We start from the raw sequence: 18,037 nt of genomic DNA on the forward strand, positions 1-18,037 counted from the left end.
CTGATGAAATCGTTCTTCTTCGCGGCTTGTGCCGGTTTTGCGGTCATCTGCGCATATGCACAAACACCGGTCAACCAAGCACCGCGTTTCGATTGGGGGCGGCTCTTATAGGGTTGTGGAGACTTTGACCAGACGGTCAAAGCGCGGCGAGCACTGCGTCGGCCGTTCTGTGGTTTGGCGCCAACAGGATGTTGTAGAGCGTCGCGAGCCGCGTCAGCGATTTGATATCGACGTCATGCGGCATCGCGGTAAGCGGATCCTGGAAGAAGATCAGCGCATCGAGCCGGCCTTCGGCGATCATTGCTCCCAGTTGCGCGTCGCCGCCCAGCGGCCCGCTCAGCAGCCGCGTCACCGGCAGGCCGGTACCGTCGGTGACCCGTCCGCCGCTGGTGCCGGTGCCCCACAGCTCATGCAATGCGAGCTTCTCGCGGTTGAGCTTGGCCCAGGCGACCAGTTCGTCCTTCTTGTCGTCATGCGCCACAAGCCCGATACGCGCCATGGGAAATCTCCGGAGATAGTCGTCGGAGGTTTTCTGCACGGCTCACGCCTTGAGCGCAATGGCCTCGGCGAGGAGGATGGCGATCTCGTCTTCGGGGATCTCGACACCCGGCTCGAACCGGATGAAGCGCACCTGCTTGCCGTCACCCTCGAGCAGCGGCGAGCTCAGCAGCCGCCCGTGCTCGAACACCAGCGACACATGATCCTCCATCGGAAAGATGGCGCAGACGAACCCGGCAATGGGATGCCGGTAGTTGACCGAGCCCCAGCCCAACCGCGCCTTGGCGTCGAGGTCCGGCCGCACCGAGAGCAGCGTCAGCGCCAGCTTCTGCGCGAGGTCAGCGACCGGCTGCGGAAAGGACCGGACGATTTGCATCAGATCGGCGACCATTTCAGTCGACCGAGAGTCGGATTGTGCCATGGCTCATCTCGAGGCCCATGGGATCGATCATGGTCATGGCCTCGCTCTGGGCCATCTCTTCCATCATTTTTCCGCTGGCCGCCAGTGCTGCTTCATGCGTCCGCCAGAACACGATGTCGACATAGCTGCCGTCATCGCGCTCGGCGAGGTGACGCGATACGAACCCGGGCTGCCGCTTCAGCCAGTCGCTGATCGCCGCATTGGCATCGATGAACTGCTGCCCGCTGCCGCGGGCCAGCCTGAAGGTGACGAGCTCGAGTGTCTGGGTCATGAACAAAACCCTCTCCGTTGTAACGCGGGAAAGGGTTTCGCATGGATCACCTGACACCGAGTGTCAGGGTTATCGCTGGCGGCTCACAATTGTGAGCCGCTCAGCATTTGTCGAACCCAGAATTCACCGGATCAGAATTCGGCCCAGTCCTTGTCAATCGCGGCATTGCCCTGGCTCAGGTAGGAGCTCGCGGCCTTCTTCACCCGCTCCTGCAAGCCCTTGATGCCGCGGGCCGGCGGCGCCACCTGCACCACGCGCTGCGGCGCGGCGCCCGAGATGGTGAAGATGTCGACGATCCGGTCGAGTTCGTTCACCTGCCCGTCGGTCTGCTCGATCGCCGCGTTGGTCTCCTCGACCAGCGCTGCGTTGTGCTGCGTCATCTCGTCGAGCTGGCGCACCGCGGTGTTCACCTCTTCGATCGCCGAGGCCTGTTCGCGGCTGTCGCGCGCGATGCCGTCCATCAACAGGTTGCTCGAGCGCGCTGCCTCCAGCATGGCGACCAGCCGCGCCGCCGCATCCGCCACCAGCTTCGAGCCGGTCTTCACTTCTGTGCCCGATTGCTCGATCAGCGCCTTCACTTCGCTCGAGGCGCTGGCGGCCGACTGCGCCAGGCGCCGCACTTCCACCGCGACCACGGCAAAACCCTTGCCGGCATCACCGGCGCGCGCCGCTTCCACCGAGGCGTTGAGCGCGAGGAGATTGGTCTGGAAGGCGATGTCGTCGATCAGCCCGATAATGTTCGAAATCTTGGCCGAAGACTGGGTGATCCGTTCCATCGCCGCGTTGGCGTCGCCCATCACCTGGCCACCCTCTTCGGCGGTGCGGGTAACGGTACTCGCCACTTCGCTCGCCTCGCGAGCCCGCTCGGCATTCTGCAGCACGGTGGTCGAAAGCTGCTCCATTGCCGCCGAGGTTTCCTCGATCGTCGCCGCCTGCTTGGTGGTGCGTTCGCTGAGGTCGTTGGCGCCGGAGAGGATTTCGCCGGTCGCGGTCTTCAGCGAGCGCGAGGTTTCCTTGAGCTGGCCGACGATCTGGCTCAGCTTGTCCCCCACCGCATTGGTGTCGTCGCGCAAGCGGGCGAAAGCGCCCTCATACTCGCCTTCCATGCGCTTGGTGAGGTTGGTGTCGGCCAAAGCCGCCAGCACTTCACCGGTCTCGCCGAGGCCGCGATCGACCGTGGCGACGAGGTTGTTGATCGAGCCGGCAATGGCGTTGAGCTCGGCATCGGGGAATTCGGTCTCCACTCGGCGCGAGAAGTCGCCGGCCACCGCCGCATCCACCACCTGGCCGAATGCCTTCTGCAGCTCGGCCATCATCGCGGTGCGCGCTTGCTGGTCGCGGATGATCCGCGCCGCATCCGCTTCGGTCATCTCGGCGACCTTGAGGCCGTTCGCGCGGAACACCTCGACGGCTTTCGCCATGTCGCCGATCTCGTTGCGCATCGTACCGAACGGCACTTCGACGCTGTAGTCGCCATCGGCGATCTTGCGCATCACGCCGGTCATCCGGCTGATCGGCTTGGCGATTGCCGTGCCGAGCCAGGCGAACGCCAGAAGGCCGAGCGCGAAGATCACCACGCCGCCGATCAAGAGGTTCAGGAGCTGCGCTTCGGAGTCGGCGAGCAGCGTTGCCTGCGGCACGGCGACGACCACCGTCCAGGCCGCATCGGCGCCGGGCAGGTCCACCTTGCGGGCATTCATCTTCCAGGTCTGGCCCGCCGCTTCGCCGGTCGACGAGAACGTCTCGGACGACGTCATGGCGGTCAGCGCCTCGAGCGCCCAGGGCTCGGTCACTTCTGTGCCGATCAGCTTGGGATCGGGGTTCAGCACCCAGACGTTGCGCTGGTTGATGATGCCCATGAAGCCATTGCCCATCGGCGGCTCGCTGCCGAGCTTGGACGCCAGCACCGCCGAGTCGAAGGCGACGCCGCTCATCCCGACCGGCTTGCCCGACGGATCTTTGATGATGTTGGTGAAGCTGGTGTAGAGCTTGCCCTCGATATTGTCGGGGCCGGAGATCGCGGCGACGCCCGCCTTCAACGGCCCGGTGAACCAGCTGTCAAAGCCCGCCGGGCTGTCGAGCGAACCATAGCCCACCGTGCCATCCGGCTTGTTCTCGGCGAGGATGCCGACATGGTTGCCGCTGATCAGGAAGTGTGAACCGGCAAAGGTCGGGCGCGCATAGAGCGCCGAGTCCGGCGAGAACATCATGTAGACGCCCAGTGCCCCCGGCAGGCTCGCCAGTTGCTTGGTGACGATGGTGCCGTAGGTGGTCGGCGACGTATCATGGTTGGCGAGCAGCGCCTCGGCGGTGCGCGCCGTTGAATCCGCCGCCACCGCGAAGCCGGTCAGGAACGTCTTGATGCTCTCGGCCTGCGTCTCGGCCAGCCCGCCAACCACTTCGTCGGCCTGCGCCAGGTCCTGGGCGCGATTACTGGAGACCACGTAGTAGAGCGATGTGCCGATGGCGACCGTGAAAATGGCGGCGGCGGCCAGAATAATTGAGCCCCGAAGCTTGAGCGACGGTAGCTTGAATTTGGTCTTGGCGGGCATGGAGGGGTCGTAGTCCTTCTGGAGTGTCGACGAGCTGAAATGCGTCCTGCGTCTCACTCGCGATCACAGCATGGCAGCGTTAACATCGCGTCAAACGGCGACGTTTCCGGCAGAGCTCGAAGGGCTTGCGAATGCAATGTCAGGGGCTTGGGCCGACGGCGCCGCCGGCGAGGCCGTCACGCTGCGCGGGAGGTACGCCTGATGCCGCCGGCATCGACGGTGAAGATGTCGGCGATGCCATCGACTTCACCGGCCTGCGCCTCGGTCTGCTCGATCGCGGCATTGATCTCCTCGACCAGCGCCGCATTGTGCTGCGTCATCTCGTCGAGCTGCCGCACCGCCGCGTTGACCTCGTCGATCGAGCCCGCCTGCTGCCGGCTGTCGTCGGCAATCGCCGCCATCAGCGCGTTGGAGCGCCGCGCCGCCGCCAGCATGGCCTCGAGCTTGTCGGCTGCCTCGGCCACCAGCTTGGTGCCGCCTTTGACTTCGGTGCCCGACTGCTCGATCAGCACCTTGACCTCGCTCGAGGCCTGCGCCGCCGATTGCGCCAGCCGCCGCACCTCGACCGCCACCACGGCAAAGCCCTTCCCCGCTTCGCCGGCCCGCGCTGCTTCCACCGAAGCGTTGAGCGCCAGGAGGTTGGTCTGGAAGGCGATGTCGTCGATCATCCCGATGATGTTGGAGATCTTGGCCGATGACTGGGTGATCCGCTCCATCGCCACATTGGCCTGCTGCATCACTGCGCCGCCGGCTTCGGCGGTGCGGCTGACGTCCTCGGCCACATGGCGTGCATCCTCGGCCTTCTCGGCATTTGCCCGCACCGTATCGGCCAGCAGCGTCATGGCCGCGCTGGTCTCTTCGATCGTCGCCGCCTGCCGCGTCGTGCGCTCGCTCAGATCGTTGGCGCCCGACAGGATCTCACCCGTCGCCGTCTTCAGCGAGCGCGAGGTCTGCTTCAGCGTCAAGACGATGTGGCTGAGCTTTTCCGCCACCTCATTGGTGTCGTCGCGCAGCTGCCCGAGGGCGCCCTCGTAGCTGCCCTCGATGCGGTGCGTCAGGTCGGTATCGGCCAGCGCCGCCAGCGCTGCACCGGTATCGCCGATGATCCGCTCAACCGTCTCGACGAGCGTGTTGACGCTGCCCGCCAGCCGGTTCAGCTCATCGTCGGCAAAGCGGGTCGCGACGCGGCGCGAGAAATCGCCCGATGTCGCGGCATCCACCACGTCGCCAAAGCTCTGCTGCAGCGACTGCATCATCTGGGCCCGCTCGGCCCGGCGCTGCTCCAGCGCCAGCCGCTCGTCCTCGGTCAGCTCCTGCACCTTCAGTGCGTTGGCGCGGAACACCTCGACATTGCGCGCCATCTCGCCGATCTCGTTGCGGAGGCCAGTATAGGGGATCGCTGTTTCGAGCGCGCCGCCGGCCACCAGCCGCATGCTCTTCGACAGCATCGGCACCGGCCGCATCAGCCGCGATGCCGCGAACACCGAGAGCGCTCCGATCACCAGCACCGCCACCGCGCCGACCAGCGCCAGCAGTTGCAGCCCCTCACTCGCCGCCGCATCGATCTCCGCTTTCGGGATGCCGACATAGATGAGCCCGATCACCTCGTTGTTGAGGTTCTGGATCGGCCGGTAGATGGCATAGTAGGGAACGCCCAATACATTGGCCTCGCCCTGATAAGTGCCGCCGGCTACCACCACCGGATAGGCTGCGCCGTCGCGCGCCAGCGGCGTTTCGAGAATCCGCTCGCCCTTGTCGTCGACAATGGTGGTCGACTTGCGGGTGAAATCCTGGGTCTCCGCATCGAACACGAACAGCGTCGCCGTATCGCCGGTCACTCGCCCGATCGTGTCGATCAGATCGTGGTTGCGGAATTTCGGCATCGCCTTGGCTTCGATCTTTTCGAGCTCGCCTGCCTCGTTCCAGAAGATGTCGGAGTTCGGCAGGTTCACTTCGAGGATCGCCGCGGCAATCCTGAGATCCGCCGCGAGCCGCTGGTTGGCGGTGTCGCGCGTATTGGCGGCGAGCATCGTCCACACCGCGAACAGCACGGTGGCGATGGCCACCGTCACCGCGAGGAACACCATTGCCGAGATCGTCGTGGTGAGCGCCAGCCCACCTTTGGCCTGCGAAGACGTTGTGGCCATTCTAGCCCCCATGTCGCCGCGGCTTTCGTGCCCGGCTTCCCCGCTCATCCCTGTCGCGAACGATAGGGAAGCTTCCTTAATCCGGGGTTGACCCAGCCACCCCAGCCCGAACCACGCCGCGAGCCCCAGGAGCAGCGCCAAGGCTGCACTGCTTCCGCCGATCCAGTTGAGCCGCGCGCCCGCTTCGACGATCCGCTGCTCCAGCAGTTGCCGCATATCGGCGCCCGAAGCGCGGCCCAGCGCCAGCGCCGCATCCTGGAACGCGTCGTGGGCTGCATCGAGCCCGGCCCAGTCGAAAGCCGATCGCGCCTTGGCATCGGGGATCGCCGCGATGCCCGCCGCCACCCGATCCGCCACCGCTGTCGCCGCCGCCGTGTAGGCCTTGCCCTCTGGCGTGGTCCCGCCGTCGGTGGTCGCCGCGCGGAACTCGGCCAGCACCTCCTCGAGCCGCGCCAGCTCGGCCGGCTGCACCGCTACCGCATAGCGCGTCGCCTGCATGAGCGCCGGCGAGAGCGGCGCCGCATTGGCCGCTTGCGGCACCTCGATCAGTTGCTCTGCACCCGGGTCGGCACTGAGCCCGGAGCTGTCATGGATGCGCTGCACCAGTATCGCCGCGGCGTTGCGCGCCGCCGCCGGATGCGCCCCCGCGGCCAGTTCCGCCTTCAGCGCGTCGTAGGCCCGCGACAGCGAGGCCGTGCCGAATTGCGCATCGCTGCTCCGCGCCGCCTCGGCCAGCGCCGGATCGGCCGCCGGCAGCGCGCCGTCTCGGGCGAGCCCGACCAGTTCCGGCAGCACCAGCCCGGCATAGCGCACCCCATCGGCCTCGCGCTGCGCCGCGTCCATCTCGGCCGTCGTCTGCCACCCCAGATAGAGCCCGCCACAGAGCGGCAGGGCACCGATGGCGAGGGCGGCTATGGTCCGGGTGAGTTTGCGCATGCTTGTCCCTTCTGGACGTTTCGCGAGGACCGTCAGGTGCCGGAACGCTTTCAGGAAAAGTTGCAGACTCTTCCGGTTCGAAAGCGCGACAGAAACAAACGGCTAGAACTCCGCCCAGTCCTTGTCGACCGCGGCATTGCCGTGGCTGAGGTAGGACTTGGCTGCGGTCCGCACCTTGTCCTGCAGGGCCCGAATGCCCTTGGCCGGTGCCTCGGCGGCCCGCGCCGGCGCCGCCTGCGCTTCGATGCGGAACACTTCGACGATCCGGTCGAGCTCCGTCGCCTGCGCCTCGGTCTGCTCGATCGCCGCGTTGGTTTGTTCGACCAGCGCGGCATTGTGCTGGGTCATCTCGTCCATGGTCCGGACGGCGGCGTTGACCTCTTCGATCGCCGATGCCTGTTCCTGGCTGGCCCGGGCGATCGAATCCATCAATTCGTTCGACGACCGCGCCGCCACCAGCATCGCCTCGAGCTTGGCCGCTGCCTCGGCCACCAGCTTCGAGCCGCCCCTGACTTCGGTCCCCGACTGCTCGATCAGCGCCTTCACCTCGCTGGATGCCCCGGCGGCCGACTGCGCCAGCCGCCGCACTTCCACCGCCACCACCGCAAAGCCCTTGCCGGCGTCGCCGGCCCGCGCTGCTTCCACCGACGCGTTCAGCGCCAGGAGGTTGGTCTGGAAGGCGATGTCGTCGATCATCCCGATGATGTTCGAGATCTTGCCCGAGGACGCAGTGATCCGCTCCATCGCTTCGGTCGCCTGGTGCATCACCTGGCCACCGTCTTCGGCGGTCCGCGTCACCGTCGCTGCGACACTGGACGCATCCTTGGCCCGCTCCGCGTTGGCCAACACTGTGCCCGACAGCTGCTCCATCGCCGCCGAGGTTTCTTCGATCGTCGCCGCCTGCTTGGTGGTGCGTTCGCTCAGGTCATTGGCGCCCGACAGAATCTCGCCCGTCGCCGTCTTCAGCGAGCGCGAGGTGCCCTTGAGCTGTCCGACGATTTCGGTCAACCGCTCGGCCACCGCATTGGTGTCGTCCTTCAACCGGGCGAAGGCGCCGCCATACTGGCCGTTCACCCGCTGTGTCAGGTCGGTCTGCGCCAGCGCCGACAGCACGTCGCCGGTCTCGATCAGCCCGCGATCCACCGTCGCGACCAGTTCGTTGACGCCATGCGCCAGGGCGTTCAGCTCCTGATCGGGGAACTCCGCCTCGACGCGCTTCGAAAAATCGCCCGAGATCGCCGCATCGACCACTTCGCCGAATGCCTTCTGCAACTCCTGCATCATCGCCGTGCGCTCGACGCGGCGCTGCACCGAGGCCGTGCGCTCGCCTTCGGTCATCTCGGTGACCTTCAGCGCGTTCTCCTTGAACACCTGCACGGCCTTGGCCATGTCGCCGATCTCGTCGCTGCGGCCGGCGCCCTTCACCTCGGTGTCGAGCTTGCCGTCGGCCAGTGCCTCCATCGTCTCGGTCAGCCGGCTGATCGGCTTCGAAATGCTGCGCGAGACCAGCACGCCGACCAACGCCGCCAGCGCCAAGAGCCCCGCGCCGATCGCCAGCATGGTGTTCCTCAACTGCGCCACCGGCGCAAACGCCTCGTCTTCGGCAATGGTGGTGACCATCGCCCAGGTGGTGCCGTTGAAGGTAACCGGCGTGGCGTTGGCCAGCATCCGCATGCCGCGATAGTCCGTGGTAACGCCGTTGGCGGCGTTACCCGCCAACGCTGCCTCGACCACCGGATTGTCGTAGACGGCGCTCAGCGTGTCGTCGCCTTCGGAGAACACCGAGTCCGAGCGCATCAGCTTGTCGGCGCCGACATAAAAACTCTCGCCGGTCTGGCCGAGCTGGCTGTTTTCCTGCAGCATCTGGTTGATCGGCGTGACCGGCATCTGGATCGCCATCACCCCCATCAGCTTGCCGCGGACGTCGATCACCGGCGTCGCGATGAAGCTCGCCGGCGAGCCGGCGATCGCATAGACCGAGGCATCCTCGTAGGCCACCTGGCCGCGCTCGGTCAGCGCCAGCGCCTTGCGGTACACCCGCCCCAGGCCGCTATCGGCCATGTCGCCGCCCTCTGCGAAGTTCGACGTGAAATCGTCGTTCTTCATCACCGAGTAGACGAGATTGCCCGCCGTATCGAACATGTAGAAATCGCGGTAGCCGCGCAGCTCCAGCTGCCGGCGGAACGTCGCCTGCACCTTGTCATGCGTGGTGTCGTAGTTGGTCCGGCCCTTGTCGTTGACATCGAGCAGTTGCCGCTGCCCGGCCGGGTGCGGGTTGTTGGTGATGAACGCCTCGCGCAGCACCACGATCGGATCACCCGGCGGCGTCGCCTTGGCAAAGCTCTTCCACGCGATGGCGAAATCGCGCACCGCATTCACCGCGCTGTCGGTCGCGGCGCTGTTCACCAGGTCGGCTTCGATGGTCTTCAAATAGGTGGAGAATTTGTCGGCGTGGCTCGAGGCCACCGTCTGCATCTGCCGCGCGCTCATGTCGGCGACAATGCCCGAGCCGATCACGTAGCTTCCGAGCCCCACGCCGACACTGACCAGCAGCGCCGACCCCACCATGGCCAATGGCAGTTTCTGGGCAATCTTGAATTTCGGAAGCCAACCCATGCTAATATCCCCCCAAATATTGGCCTTCCGGGGGAGCGGCAGTCCTGCCGCAGCGTAACGGAAGCATCCTGCCTCCGCTGTTCACGCCGCCTCATCCCCCAAAAGGCTCGTGCACAACTTGGCGGAGACTAGGCACCCCGCCTTAATTTCTGATTACGGAACGACACGTAGGGCGCTCAGCATTTGCGGACGAACGGCGCATCGTGTTGCCGAAAGAAAAGACGGCAGTAGACGCCCATCTTCTCTACTGACGATCAACCACCACTGCTTCACCAAACTCGATGCCCTAGAACTCGGCCCAATCCTTGTCGAGGGCGGCATTGCCACGGCTGAGGTAAGACTTGGCGGCGGTGCGCACCTTGTCCTGCAGCGCCCGGATCCCCTTGGCCGGCGGCTCCACGGCGCGTGTCGGCTCGGCATCGCCGATGCGGAACACTTCGACGATCCGGTCGAGTTCCGTCGCCTGCGCCTCGGTCTGCTCGATCGCTGCATTGGTTTCTTCGACCAGCGCCGCGTTGTGCTGGGTCATCTCGTCCATCGTTCGAACGGCAGCGTTGACCTCCTCGATGGCCGAGGCCTGCTCCTGGCTGGCCCGCGCGATCGAATCCATCAATTCGTTCGACGAGCGTGCCGCCACCAGCATCGCTTCGAGCTTGGCCGCCGCCTCGGCCACCAGCTTCGAGCCGCCCTTCACTTCGCTGCCCGACTGTTCGATCAGCGCCTTCACCTCGCTCGACGCGCTGGCTGCCGACTGCGCCAGCCGCCGCACTTCCACGGCCACCACGGCAAAGCCCTTGCCGGCGTCACCGGCGCGCGCCGCTTCGACCGAGGCGTTGAGCGCCAACAGGTTCGTCTGGAAGGCGATGTCGTCGATCATCCCGATGATGTTGCTGATCTTGCCCGACGAGTGGGTGATCCGCTCCATCGCTTCGGTTGCCTGGCGCATCACCTGCCCACCGTCTTCGGCGGTCCGCGTCACCGTCGCCGCAACATTGGACGCATCCTTGGCCCGTTCGGCATTGGCAAGCACCGTGCCGGACAGCTGCTCCATCGCCGCCGAGGTCTCCTCGATCGTCGCCGCCTGCTTGGTGGTGCGTTCGCTCAGGTCGTTGGCGCCCGACAGGATCTCGCCCGTCGCGGTCTTCAGCGAGCGCGAGGTCTGCTTCAGTCCCATGACGATTTCGCCGAGCTTTTCGGCCACCGCATTGGTGTCGGTCTTGAGCCTCAGGAAGGCGCCCTGGTAGTCGCCGCGCACCCGCTGGGTCAGGTCGGTATGGGCCAGGGCCGCCAGCACCTCGGCCGTCTCGCTCATGCCGCGATCGACGGTTGCCACCAGCTCGTTCACCCCGTGCGCCAGCACATTGAGCTCCTGATCCGGAAACTCCGCCTCGACGCGCTTGGTAAAATCGCCTGCGATCGCCGCATCCACCACTTCGCCGAACGCCTGCTGCAGGGTCTGCATCATCTCGGTCCGGTCGGCCCGGCGCTGGATCGAGGCGGCACGCTCGCCTTCAGTCAGCTCGGTGACCTTCAGCGCATTCTCCCTGAACACCTGCACGGCCTTGGCCATGTCGCCGATTTCGTCGCTGCGGCCGGCGCCCTGCACTTCGGTGTCGAGCTTGCCCTCCGCCAGCGCGCCCATCGTCTCGGTCAACCGGCTGATCGGTTTCGAAATGCTGCGCGAGAAGAGGAAGCCGACCACCGCCGCCAGAGCCAGCAGGCCCCCGCCCACCAGCAGCATCATGTTGCGCATCTCGGCCACCGGAGCGAAGGCTTCGTCCTCGCTCATCGTGGTGACCATCGCCCACTTGGCGCCGTTGAACTCCACCGGCAGCGCCGTGGCGATCATCCGCATGCCACGATAGTCCGTGGTGATGCCATCGGCCCGATTACCCGCCAAGGCCGCATCGACCACCGGGTAGTCGTAAGTGGCGCTCAGCGTGTCGTTGTCGGCAGAGAACACCGAGTCCGACCGCATCAGCTTGTCGGCGCCGACGAGGATACTCTCGCCGGTCTGCCCCAGATTGGCATTATCCTGCAGCATCAGGTTGATCGGCCCGATCGGCATTTCAATCGCCATCACCCCGATCAGCTTGTTGCGCGCGTCGAACACCGGCGTTGCGAGAAAGCTCGCCGGCATGCCGGCCACCGCATAGAGGCTCAGGTCCTCGAACGCCACCTTGCCCGGCTCGGTGAACGCCGCAGCACTGCGGAACGCCCGCCCCAGCCCGCTATCGGCGAGATCGCCACCCTCGGCGAAGTTCCGCGCGAAGTCGTCGTTCTTCATCACCGAATAGACGAGGTTGCCCTTGGGATCGAACAGGAACAGGTCCGAATAGCCGCGCGCCTCGAGCTGCCGCCGGAAGTTCGGGTGCACCTTGGAGTGGAGGAAATCGTAGTTCCACTTCTTGGCGCCCGGCGCCTGCTCGGGCGTGTCGAGCGCCTGGCGCGAGCCGGCGGCGTTGGGGTTGTTGTCGATGTAGTTGCCGCGCAGCGTGGCGATCGGATCGGCGGCGGGCTTCGAGGTGGCGAACTGCCCCCAGCCGATGGCGAAGTCACGCAGCGTCGTCTGCACGCTTTCGGCCGCCGCCTGGTTCACCAGGTCCGCCTCGATGGTTTCGAGATAGGTCTCGAACGACTTGACCCGATCGCCGGCCGCCATCTGCATTTGCCGGATGCTCATCTGGTCGACGGTGCTCGAGCCGATCAGGTAGCTGGCGATACCGACGCCGGCGCTGACCAGCAGCGCCGAGCCGACCAGTGCCAGCGGCAGCTTCTGCGCGATCTTGAATTTTGGGAACCAAGCCATCCCGTCTCTCCCCTCCGGTGGCATTAGGGAGAGGACGCCGAAGGCGCGCAGCAATCGCAGCGCCCGCGTCACGTCGGCCCTCCCCCAAGGCCGTGCACGACTGCGACAAAGACTGGCAGCGCCGGATTAATTTCGTGTTACGGAACGATGCGTAGCAAACCCAGCATTTCCGGGCATGTAGTCGATTACATCCGCCACCCCGCAGTCGATGCACCGACTGCCTGAAAGACCTGCTGCAGCAAGTGCTTGACCGGAAAAGCAAAGGCCGCCCGGAGGCGGCCTCGGTGGCTTCAGCAGGAGGCTGCGCTTACGACAGCACGCCGATCACCGCCTCGATGCGCTTCTTCATGGTCGAGGCGTCGAACGGCTTGATGATGTAATTGTTGACGCCCGACGAGATCGCTTCCTTCACCTGCTCCTTGTCGGAGCGGCCGGTGGCCATGATGAAGGGCATGCCCTGCGTCTTGGGGTGCTTGCGGATGACGCGCAGCAGCGTCAGCCCGTCGATATCGTCCATGTTCCAGTCCGAGATGATCAGGTCGACACTGCTCTTTTCGAGCTTGCCGAGCGCATCGCGCCCCGACTTGGCTTCGACAATGTTGGTGAATCCCAGCTGGGTGAGGATGTATTTGCAGATGCCCCGCATGGACTGCTGGTCATCGACGATCATCACACTGACTGCACTTGCCTTCGGCATCGTTACGCTGCGCCTTCTAGCTGCCCGAAATACGCCCGGGTTGCGTATCGTAAAACCCTAGGCACATTCCGTTACCAAACCTTCAATCCGAACCCGCGTTATGCTGCGGATTTGAGCCGAGTGAGCGCTGCCGCGAGCCGCGCCGCGATGCTTTCGACCGGCGCCTGTTCGATCACCGCCCCCTCTTCGAACGCCACCCGCGGCATGCCGTAGACCAGCGCCGAGGCCTGGCTCTGCCCCACCGTATAGGCCCCCGCCTCGCGCATCAGCTTCAGCCCCCGCGCCCCGTCGCGGCCCATGCCGGTGAGGATGGCGCCCACCGCCATCGGCCCCACGGTCCTGGCCACCGACTCGAACAGCACGTCGACGCTCGGTCGGTGCCCGGACGTCAGTTCATCCTGCGTCACCCGGCACTTGAGCTGGCCCGAGCTCCGCTCGACCCGCAAATGAAAATCGCCGCGCGCCACATAGGCGTGGCCGGCCAGCAGCGGCATCCGGTCCTCGGCTTCCACCACCTTGAGCTCGGTCAGCTCGTCGAGCCGCCCGGCGAAGCGGCTGGTGAACCCCGCCGGCATGTGCTGCGCAATGACGATCGGCGGGCAGTCCGCCGGCATCTCGCTCAGCACCACGCGGATCGCCTCGACCCCGCCGGTCGAGGCCCCAATGGCGATCAATGCGCCGTTCGGTGCCGCCGCGGTGCGCACCGGCACCTTGGCGGTCGGCGCCTTCATGGCGCGGCCCCTCACGTCGGAATGGGCCGCTGCGCGCACCTTCTGGCGCAGGTTCTCGCCGAACGCATCGAGCCCGCCCGACAGCGTCGCGTTGGGTTTGGCGACGAAATCCACCGCGCCCAGTTCCAGCGCCAGGAGCGTCTCGCTCGCCCCCTTGGTGGTCAGCGTCGAGACCATCACCACCGGCAGTGGATGGAGCCGCATCAGTTTGTCGAGGAACTGCAGCCCGTTCATGTTGGGCATCTCGATATCGAGCGTCACCACGTCAGGGTTGAGGTCCTTGACCTTGGAGCGCGCATCGATCGGATCCTCGGCCGTACCGACGACGATGATGTCGCCATCTTTGCCCAGCGTGCGGCTCAGCACCTCGCGAATGAGTGCGGAATCATCGACGACCAGCACCTTGATGCTCATGCTGCGTCCCTCGCCTTCTGCTGTGCGCGTGCCTGGTAGATGGTCTTGCCGACCAGCCGGAAATTGGCGCCGCCGGCGCCCAGGTTTTCGGAGTGTCCGATATAGAGAAAGCCGTCCGGCACCAGGATCGCTCCCAGCCGCGCGAACAGTTCGCCCTGCGTCTTCTTGTCGAAATAAATGGCGACGTTCCGGCAGAACACCGCGTCGAACGGCCCCTTCATCGGCCAGGGATTGTGCATCAGGTTGAGCGGCTTGAAGGCGATCAACTCGCGCGCTGCCATCGGGATCTGCACCTGACCGGCGCCGGCGCGTTCGAACAGCGAGGCCCGCTCGCGCGACAGCCCGTTGAGCTCGGCTTCCGGATAGACCCCACCCGCCGCCTTCGCCACGACGTTGGTGTCGATATCGGTGGCAAGGATGCGGAAGTCCCAGCGCTTGAGTTCCGGGAACGCCGAGAGCAGGCTCAGCGCGATGGTGTAGGGCTCCTGCCCGGTCGAGCAGCCGGCCGACCAGATCCGCAGCTTCGGCCGCCCTTTGGCGCCCACCCGTGGCCGCTGCGCCATCAGCTGACGCACATAGCCCTCGAGATGATCGAAATGGTGATCCTCGCGCCAGAACCGCGTCAGGTTGGTGGTCAGCGCGTTGATGAACTCCTGCGCATCGGCGGGCGTGCCCTGCCGCTCGAGATAATCGAGATAGGCATCGAACGAGTTGAGCCGCAGCGCGCGAACGAGCTTGCCGAGCCGCGATACCACAAGGGTGCGCTTGGCCTCCGACAGCGAGATTCCGGCTTCCTGATAGACGCGTGCCTTGACCCGATTGAACTCGCGGTCACTGAGGGCAAATTCGCCCTGTTCCATACTGCCCCCTGGCCCATTCTAGGCCGTACGCCTCCGCGCTGGGAGTTGCAGGGCTTTCGCCGCTTCCGAGCCGACCGCAGCAACGCTGCCGTCCAGCCGGGCGATGGCGCCGCTGCCCTCATCCAGTGCACCGGCGATCATGTCCGTCTCATTGCTTAGATTCTCTAAATGTCCACCGAGGCCGGAGAGAATCTTTTTGAGCGATGCCGCTTCCTCAACCGATGCGCTGGCTTCGCGCCGCGAAGTGCCGACCAGCGATTTGATCTCGCGCGCCGCCTTCTGCGTCGCCTGCGCCAGGGTGCGCACCTCGGCCGCCACCACGGCGAAGCCGGCGCCCTTCTCACCGGCCCGCGCCGCTTCCACCGCGGCGTTGAGCGCCAATAGGTTGGTGCGGAAGCTCACGTCCTCGATGCTCGACACCATCCGGTCGATCTCGGCCGTCGTGCTCTCCACGCCGCCGACCGACGCACTGGTGCGCTGCACCGCGAGCGCCGCATCGGCCGCCAGCGCCACCGCCTGCCGCTCGAGCGCGCGCACCGACTGCGCCTTGGCGCGGCCCTTCTCGATGGCGCTCGACGCCACGCTCAGGCCCGCGCGGCTCTGGTCGGCGAGTTCGGCAAGACTGGTGACGCTGGCCCGGTAGCGATCGATGGCTCTGAGGATCGCCTCCATCTTGGCCTCGAGATGGGCGCGCGCCATCAGCGCTTCCTCACGCTCGATCAGGATCGCGTTGAGGTCCTGCTCGAACTGCCTCAGCTCCGTCGCCATCGCCCCGGCGCCCATCAGTAAGAGCGCGTCGATCTGTTCGCCGCGCAGCAGCTGGCCGATCGCCTTCACCGATCTGTCGAACTGTTCGAGCGCCCCGCCCAGCGCCTTCAGTGCCGGCGAGTGCTGCATCCCCCAGTCGTCGAAACGGAACCCGGTGCGGCCATTGCTGAGCGCGGTGACGAAGGCATCGAAATCGTCATCGGCGATATGGTAGCCCGCCGGGGTGAACTCGAGGATTGAGCGCCCGCCGCCCAGCTCGCGCCGCTCGGCCACAAAGCGGCGGTCGCCGACCACGACGATGCTCTCTTCTGCCATGTCCTCGAGCAGCACCCGGCCGCCCAGCACATCGGAGATCAGCCCGCCCTCCTCGGCTTTCGGTTCAACCAGCACCAGGCCGTTGCTGACCCCGAGAATCTCGCCATCGGCATCGACCAGCGCCGCTGGCTGTCGCATGCTGCCGAACGCCGCCTTGAAGTTGTAGGCTCGGTCGAGCCGGGTGCAGAGGCTCTTCACCACCGCTTCGAGGCTGGTGGCCTCGCCCGCGCGCACCCCGACCGCCTGGCCAATGGCGGTGAGCCGCTCGGAGAACGCCCGATCGGCGCGCCACCCGACGATCGCCGCGCCCGTTGTCGCCGCGCCCCCTGCAACGATCGCCAGCACCGCGCTCACGAGGCCCACGCCGAACAGCAGCACGCCGCCGACCGCGATCAGCAGAGCGGCAAGCCAACATAGATTAGCGATGAGCGCCACACTGAAGCGCCGCACGAATCACCGAGCCCCGGCGGGCCTCCCCAGGCCCTCGCCGCGACCCTAAAACCGGAATGGTTAATCAAACCTATACTTGGGCTGCAGAGCGTAACGACTTGGTAAGGAGCCCCTGGATGTCGCCCTCACCACCGGGCGATCGCCTCCCTCCCCCTTTGGGGCAGGGCTATCGCATATGGCGGCGATGGGCACCTCTAGCCTTCTCCCCTTGTGGGAGAAGGTGCCCGAAGGGCGGATGAGGGGTCCGCGCAACGAAGTGTAGCGCGGCCGGAGCGAAGCGACGGACGATGAGTACGCGGAGAGAACCCCTCATCCGGCCTTCGGCCACCTTCTCCCACAAGGGGAGAAGGCCATCCAACTACTGTCGGTGCTCCATATGCGATAGCCCTGCCCTCAAGGGGGAGGGGAGCTTTCAGAACAGCTCGATGTCGTCGACCACCGGCTTGGTGATGACGCTGCGGCGGCTCGCCGCCACCGCCAGCTCTTCCCTGGCGATCGAGGCGTTGGCGGTATTGTCGAGCCGCTTGATGAAGGCACGGCCGGAATAGGGTTTGAACATCACCCGGCGCGCATAGGTGCCGCCGAGATCTTCCTTGGCCATCTCATAGCCTTCGTTGGCAAGGAACTCGCGCACGAACTCGATGTTCTTGAGCCCGATATCGTCGAGCGCGCCATTGATTTTGCCGCCGCCGAACACCTTGATCTCAAGGTTGGCCTTGCGGCCGGTGCCGCGCGTCAGCACCTTGTTGATCAGCTGTTCCATGGCGAACGCGCCGTAGCGCGCCGAGGCGCCATAGCGATCCGCTGCCGAGGCCGACTGCTCGGCCAGCAGGAAATGGTTCATGCCGCCGACATTGGCGACCCGGTCGCGGACGCAGGCCGAGATGCAGCTGCCAAGCACTGTCGAGAAGGTCAGGTCCACCTCGTTCGACACCAGGCAATCACCCTGATGTACGGTCGTCACCACACCACGATCGAACTCGGGAGGCAGTGAACTCGACATGACCATAGTAACGTTGGACCCGATAGATTGGGATGTCATCGTTACCGTCAATTCGTTAGTGAAGCGCTAACCAAATGCCTCGGGTCCACCCTGACGCCTGTGCATTCGCAAGGAGCCATTCAGAAATCCGCGCTAGGGTCCGCTGGCACTACGGGGGTTTTCTCTACATGTCTCTGCAAAGGCTCGCCCGCGAGCTCGACGAAACCGCGCGCCAGACTGCCGGCATGGTGGAAGGCGTGACACAGGCCCTCGAATTGCTCGCCGACAAGTCAATCTCGGCCGACGAGGCGCGCCGCGAGGCCGCCCGGATCATCATCAACGCCCTGCAGGGCCAGGACCGTATCGAGCAGCGTTGCCAGAATATGGCGCTCGCCGTCCGCCAGTTCGCCCTCCTGCCCCCGGACGCCCCGCAATCGGTCTACGACGAGATCTGGTCGAGCCTGGTGCTCGACGAACTGCGCGTCCCCGCCCTCTCCGGCAGCGCCAGTTTTGGCGTCCACGGCGAAGCCGAGCTGTTCTAGATCCTTCTCGCGCTAGAGCTCTTTTTGG

Annotated in this window: 13 protein-coding genes; 1 reads left to right on the top strand and 12 read right to left on the bottom strand. The window is 65.6% G+C overall.

Features of this window, described 5'->3' with window-relative positions:
* Window positions 1-136: 136 nt before the first annotated feature.
* The 12 genes from AC1ROK_RS20470 to AC1ROK_RS20525 form a co-directional block, all read right to left on the bottom strand.
* The gene (locus AC1ROK_RS20470) at window positions 137-499 is read right to left on the bottom strand and encodes a methylglyoxal synthase (RefSeq protein ID WP_492850323.1); all 363 of its coding nucleotides are present in this window, start codon (window positions 497-499) and stop codon (window positions 137-139) included.
* A 42-nt stretch (window positions 500-541) separates the two neighbouring features.
* A complete protein-coding gene (locus AC1ROK_RS20475) occupies window positions 542-889 on the bottom strand; it encodes a DUF1801 domain-containing protein (protein ID WP_492850325.1) in 348 nt (115 codons plus the stop codon).
* A gap of 1 nt (window position 890) precedes the next feature.
* Entirely contained in the window at window positions 891-1,190 is a 300-nt protein-coding gene (locus tag AC1ROK_RS20480; protein WP_492850327.1) for an antibiotic biosynthesis monooxygenase family protein, read from the bottom strand.
* A gap of 131 nt (window positions 1,191-1,321) precedes the next feature.
* Window positions 1,322-3,742 carry a methyl-accepting chemotaxis protein gene (locus AC1ROK_RS20485; RefSeq protein WP_492850329.1) on the bottom strand — a complete coding sequence of 807 codons (2,421 nt, stop codon included), beginning with the start codon at window positions 3,740-3,742 and terminating at the stop codon, window positions 1,322-1,324.
* A 176-nt stretch (window positions 3,743-3,918) separates the two neighbouring features.
* Entirely contained in the window at window positions 3,919-6,825 is a 2,907-nt protein-coding gene (locus tag AC1ROK_RS20490) for a methyl-accepting chemotaxis protein (protein WP_492850331.1), read from the bottom strand.
* A gap of 102 nt (window positions 6,826-6,927) precedes the next feature.
* Window positions 6,928-9,441, bottom strand: coding sequence for a methyl-accepting chemotaxis protein (locus tag AC1ROK_RS20495; protein ID WP_492850333.1), 2,514 nt, complete (start codon window positions 9,439-9,441; stop codon window positions 6,928-6,930).
* Between the two features lie 286 nt (window positions 9,442-9,727).
* The gene (locus AC1ROK_RS20500) at window positions 9,728-12,250 is read right to left on the bottom strand and encodes a methyl-accepting chemotaxis protein (protein ID WP_492850335.1); all 2,523 of its coding nucleotides are present in this window, start codon (window positions 12,248-12,250) and stop codon (window positions 9,728-9,730) included.
* A 307-nt stretch (window positions 12,251-12,557) separates the two neighbouring features.
* Entirely contained in the window at window positions 12,558-12,947 is a 390-nt protein-coding gene (locus AC1ROK_RS20505) for a response regulator (protein WP_055886854.1), read from the bottom strand.
* A gap of 98 nt (window positions 12,948-13,045) precedes the next feature.
* Window positions 13,046-14,092 carry a protein-glutamate methylesterase/protein-glutamine glutaminase gene (locus tag AC1ROK_RS20510; RefSeq protein WP_492850337.1) on the bottom strand — a complete coding sequence of 349 codons (1,047 nt, stop codon included), beginning with the start codon at window positions 14,090-14,092 and terminating at the stop codon, window positions 13,046-13,048.
* Window positions 14,089-14,952: a CheR family methyltransferase gene (locus tag AC1ROK_RS20515; RefSeq protein WP_492850339.1), complete on the bottom strand. Its 864-nt coding sequence runs from the start codon at window positions 14,950-14,952 to the stop codon at window positions 14,089-14,091. Before AC1ROK_RS20515 ends, AC1ROK_RS20510 begins: the two co-directional genes overlap by 4 nt.
* An 18-nt stretch (window positions 14,953-14,970) precedes the next feature.
* Window positions 14,971-16,470 carry a methyl-accepting chemotaxis protein gene (locus tag AC1ROK_RS20520; protein ID WP_492850341.1) on the bottom strand — a complete coding sequence of 500 codons (1,500 nt, stop codon included), beginning with the start codon at window positions 16,468-16,470 and terminating at the stop codon, window positions 14,971-14,973.
* Between the two features lie 427 nt (window positions 16,471-16,897).
* A complete protein-coding gene (locus tag AC1ROK_RS20525; protein ID WP_492850343.1) occupies window positions 16,898-17,419 on the bottom strand; it encodes a chemotaxis protein CheD in 522 nt (173 codons plus the stop codon).
* 236 nt (window positions 17,420-17,655) lie between these two features.
* Between AC1ROK_RS20525 and AC1ROK_RS20530 the strand changes: the two genes are divergently transcribed.
* On the top strand, window positions 17,656-18,009 hold the full coding sequence (locus AC1ROK_RS20530; RefSeq protein WP_055886871.1) for a hypothetical protein: 354 nt from the start codon (window positions 17,656-17,658) through the stop codon (window positions 18,007-18,009).
* Window positions 18,010-18,037: the final 28 nt, after the last annotated feature.

The sequence above is a fragment of the Devosia sp. GW821-FHT12F11 genome (assembly GCF_058806655.1).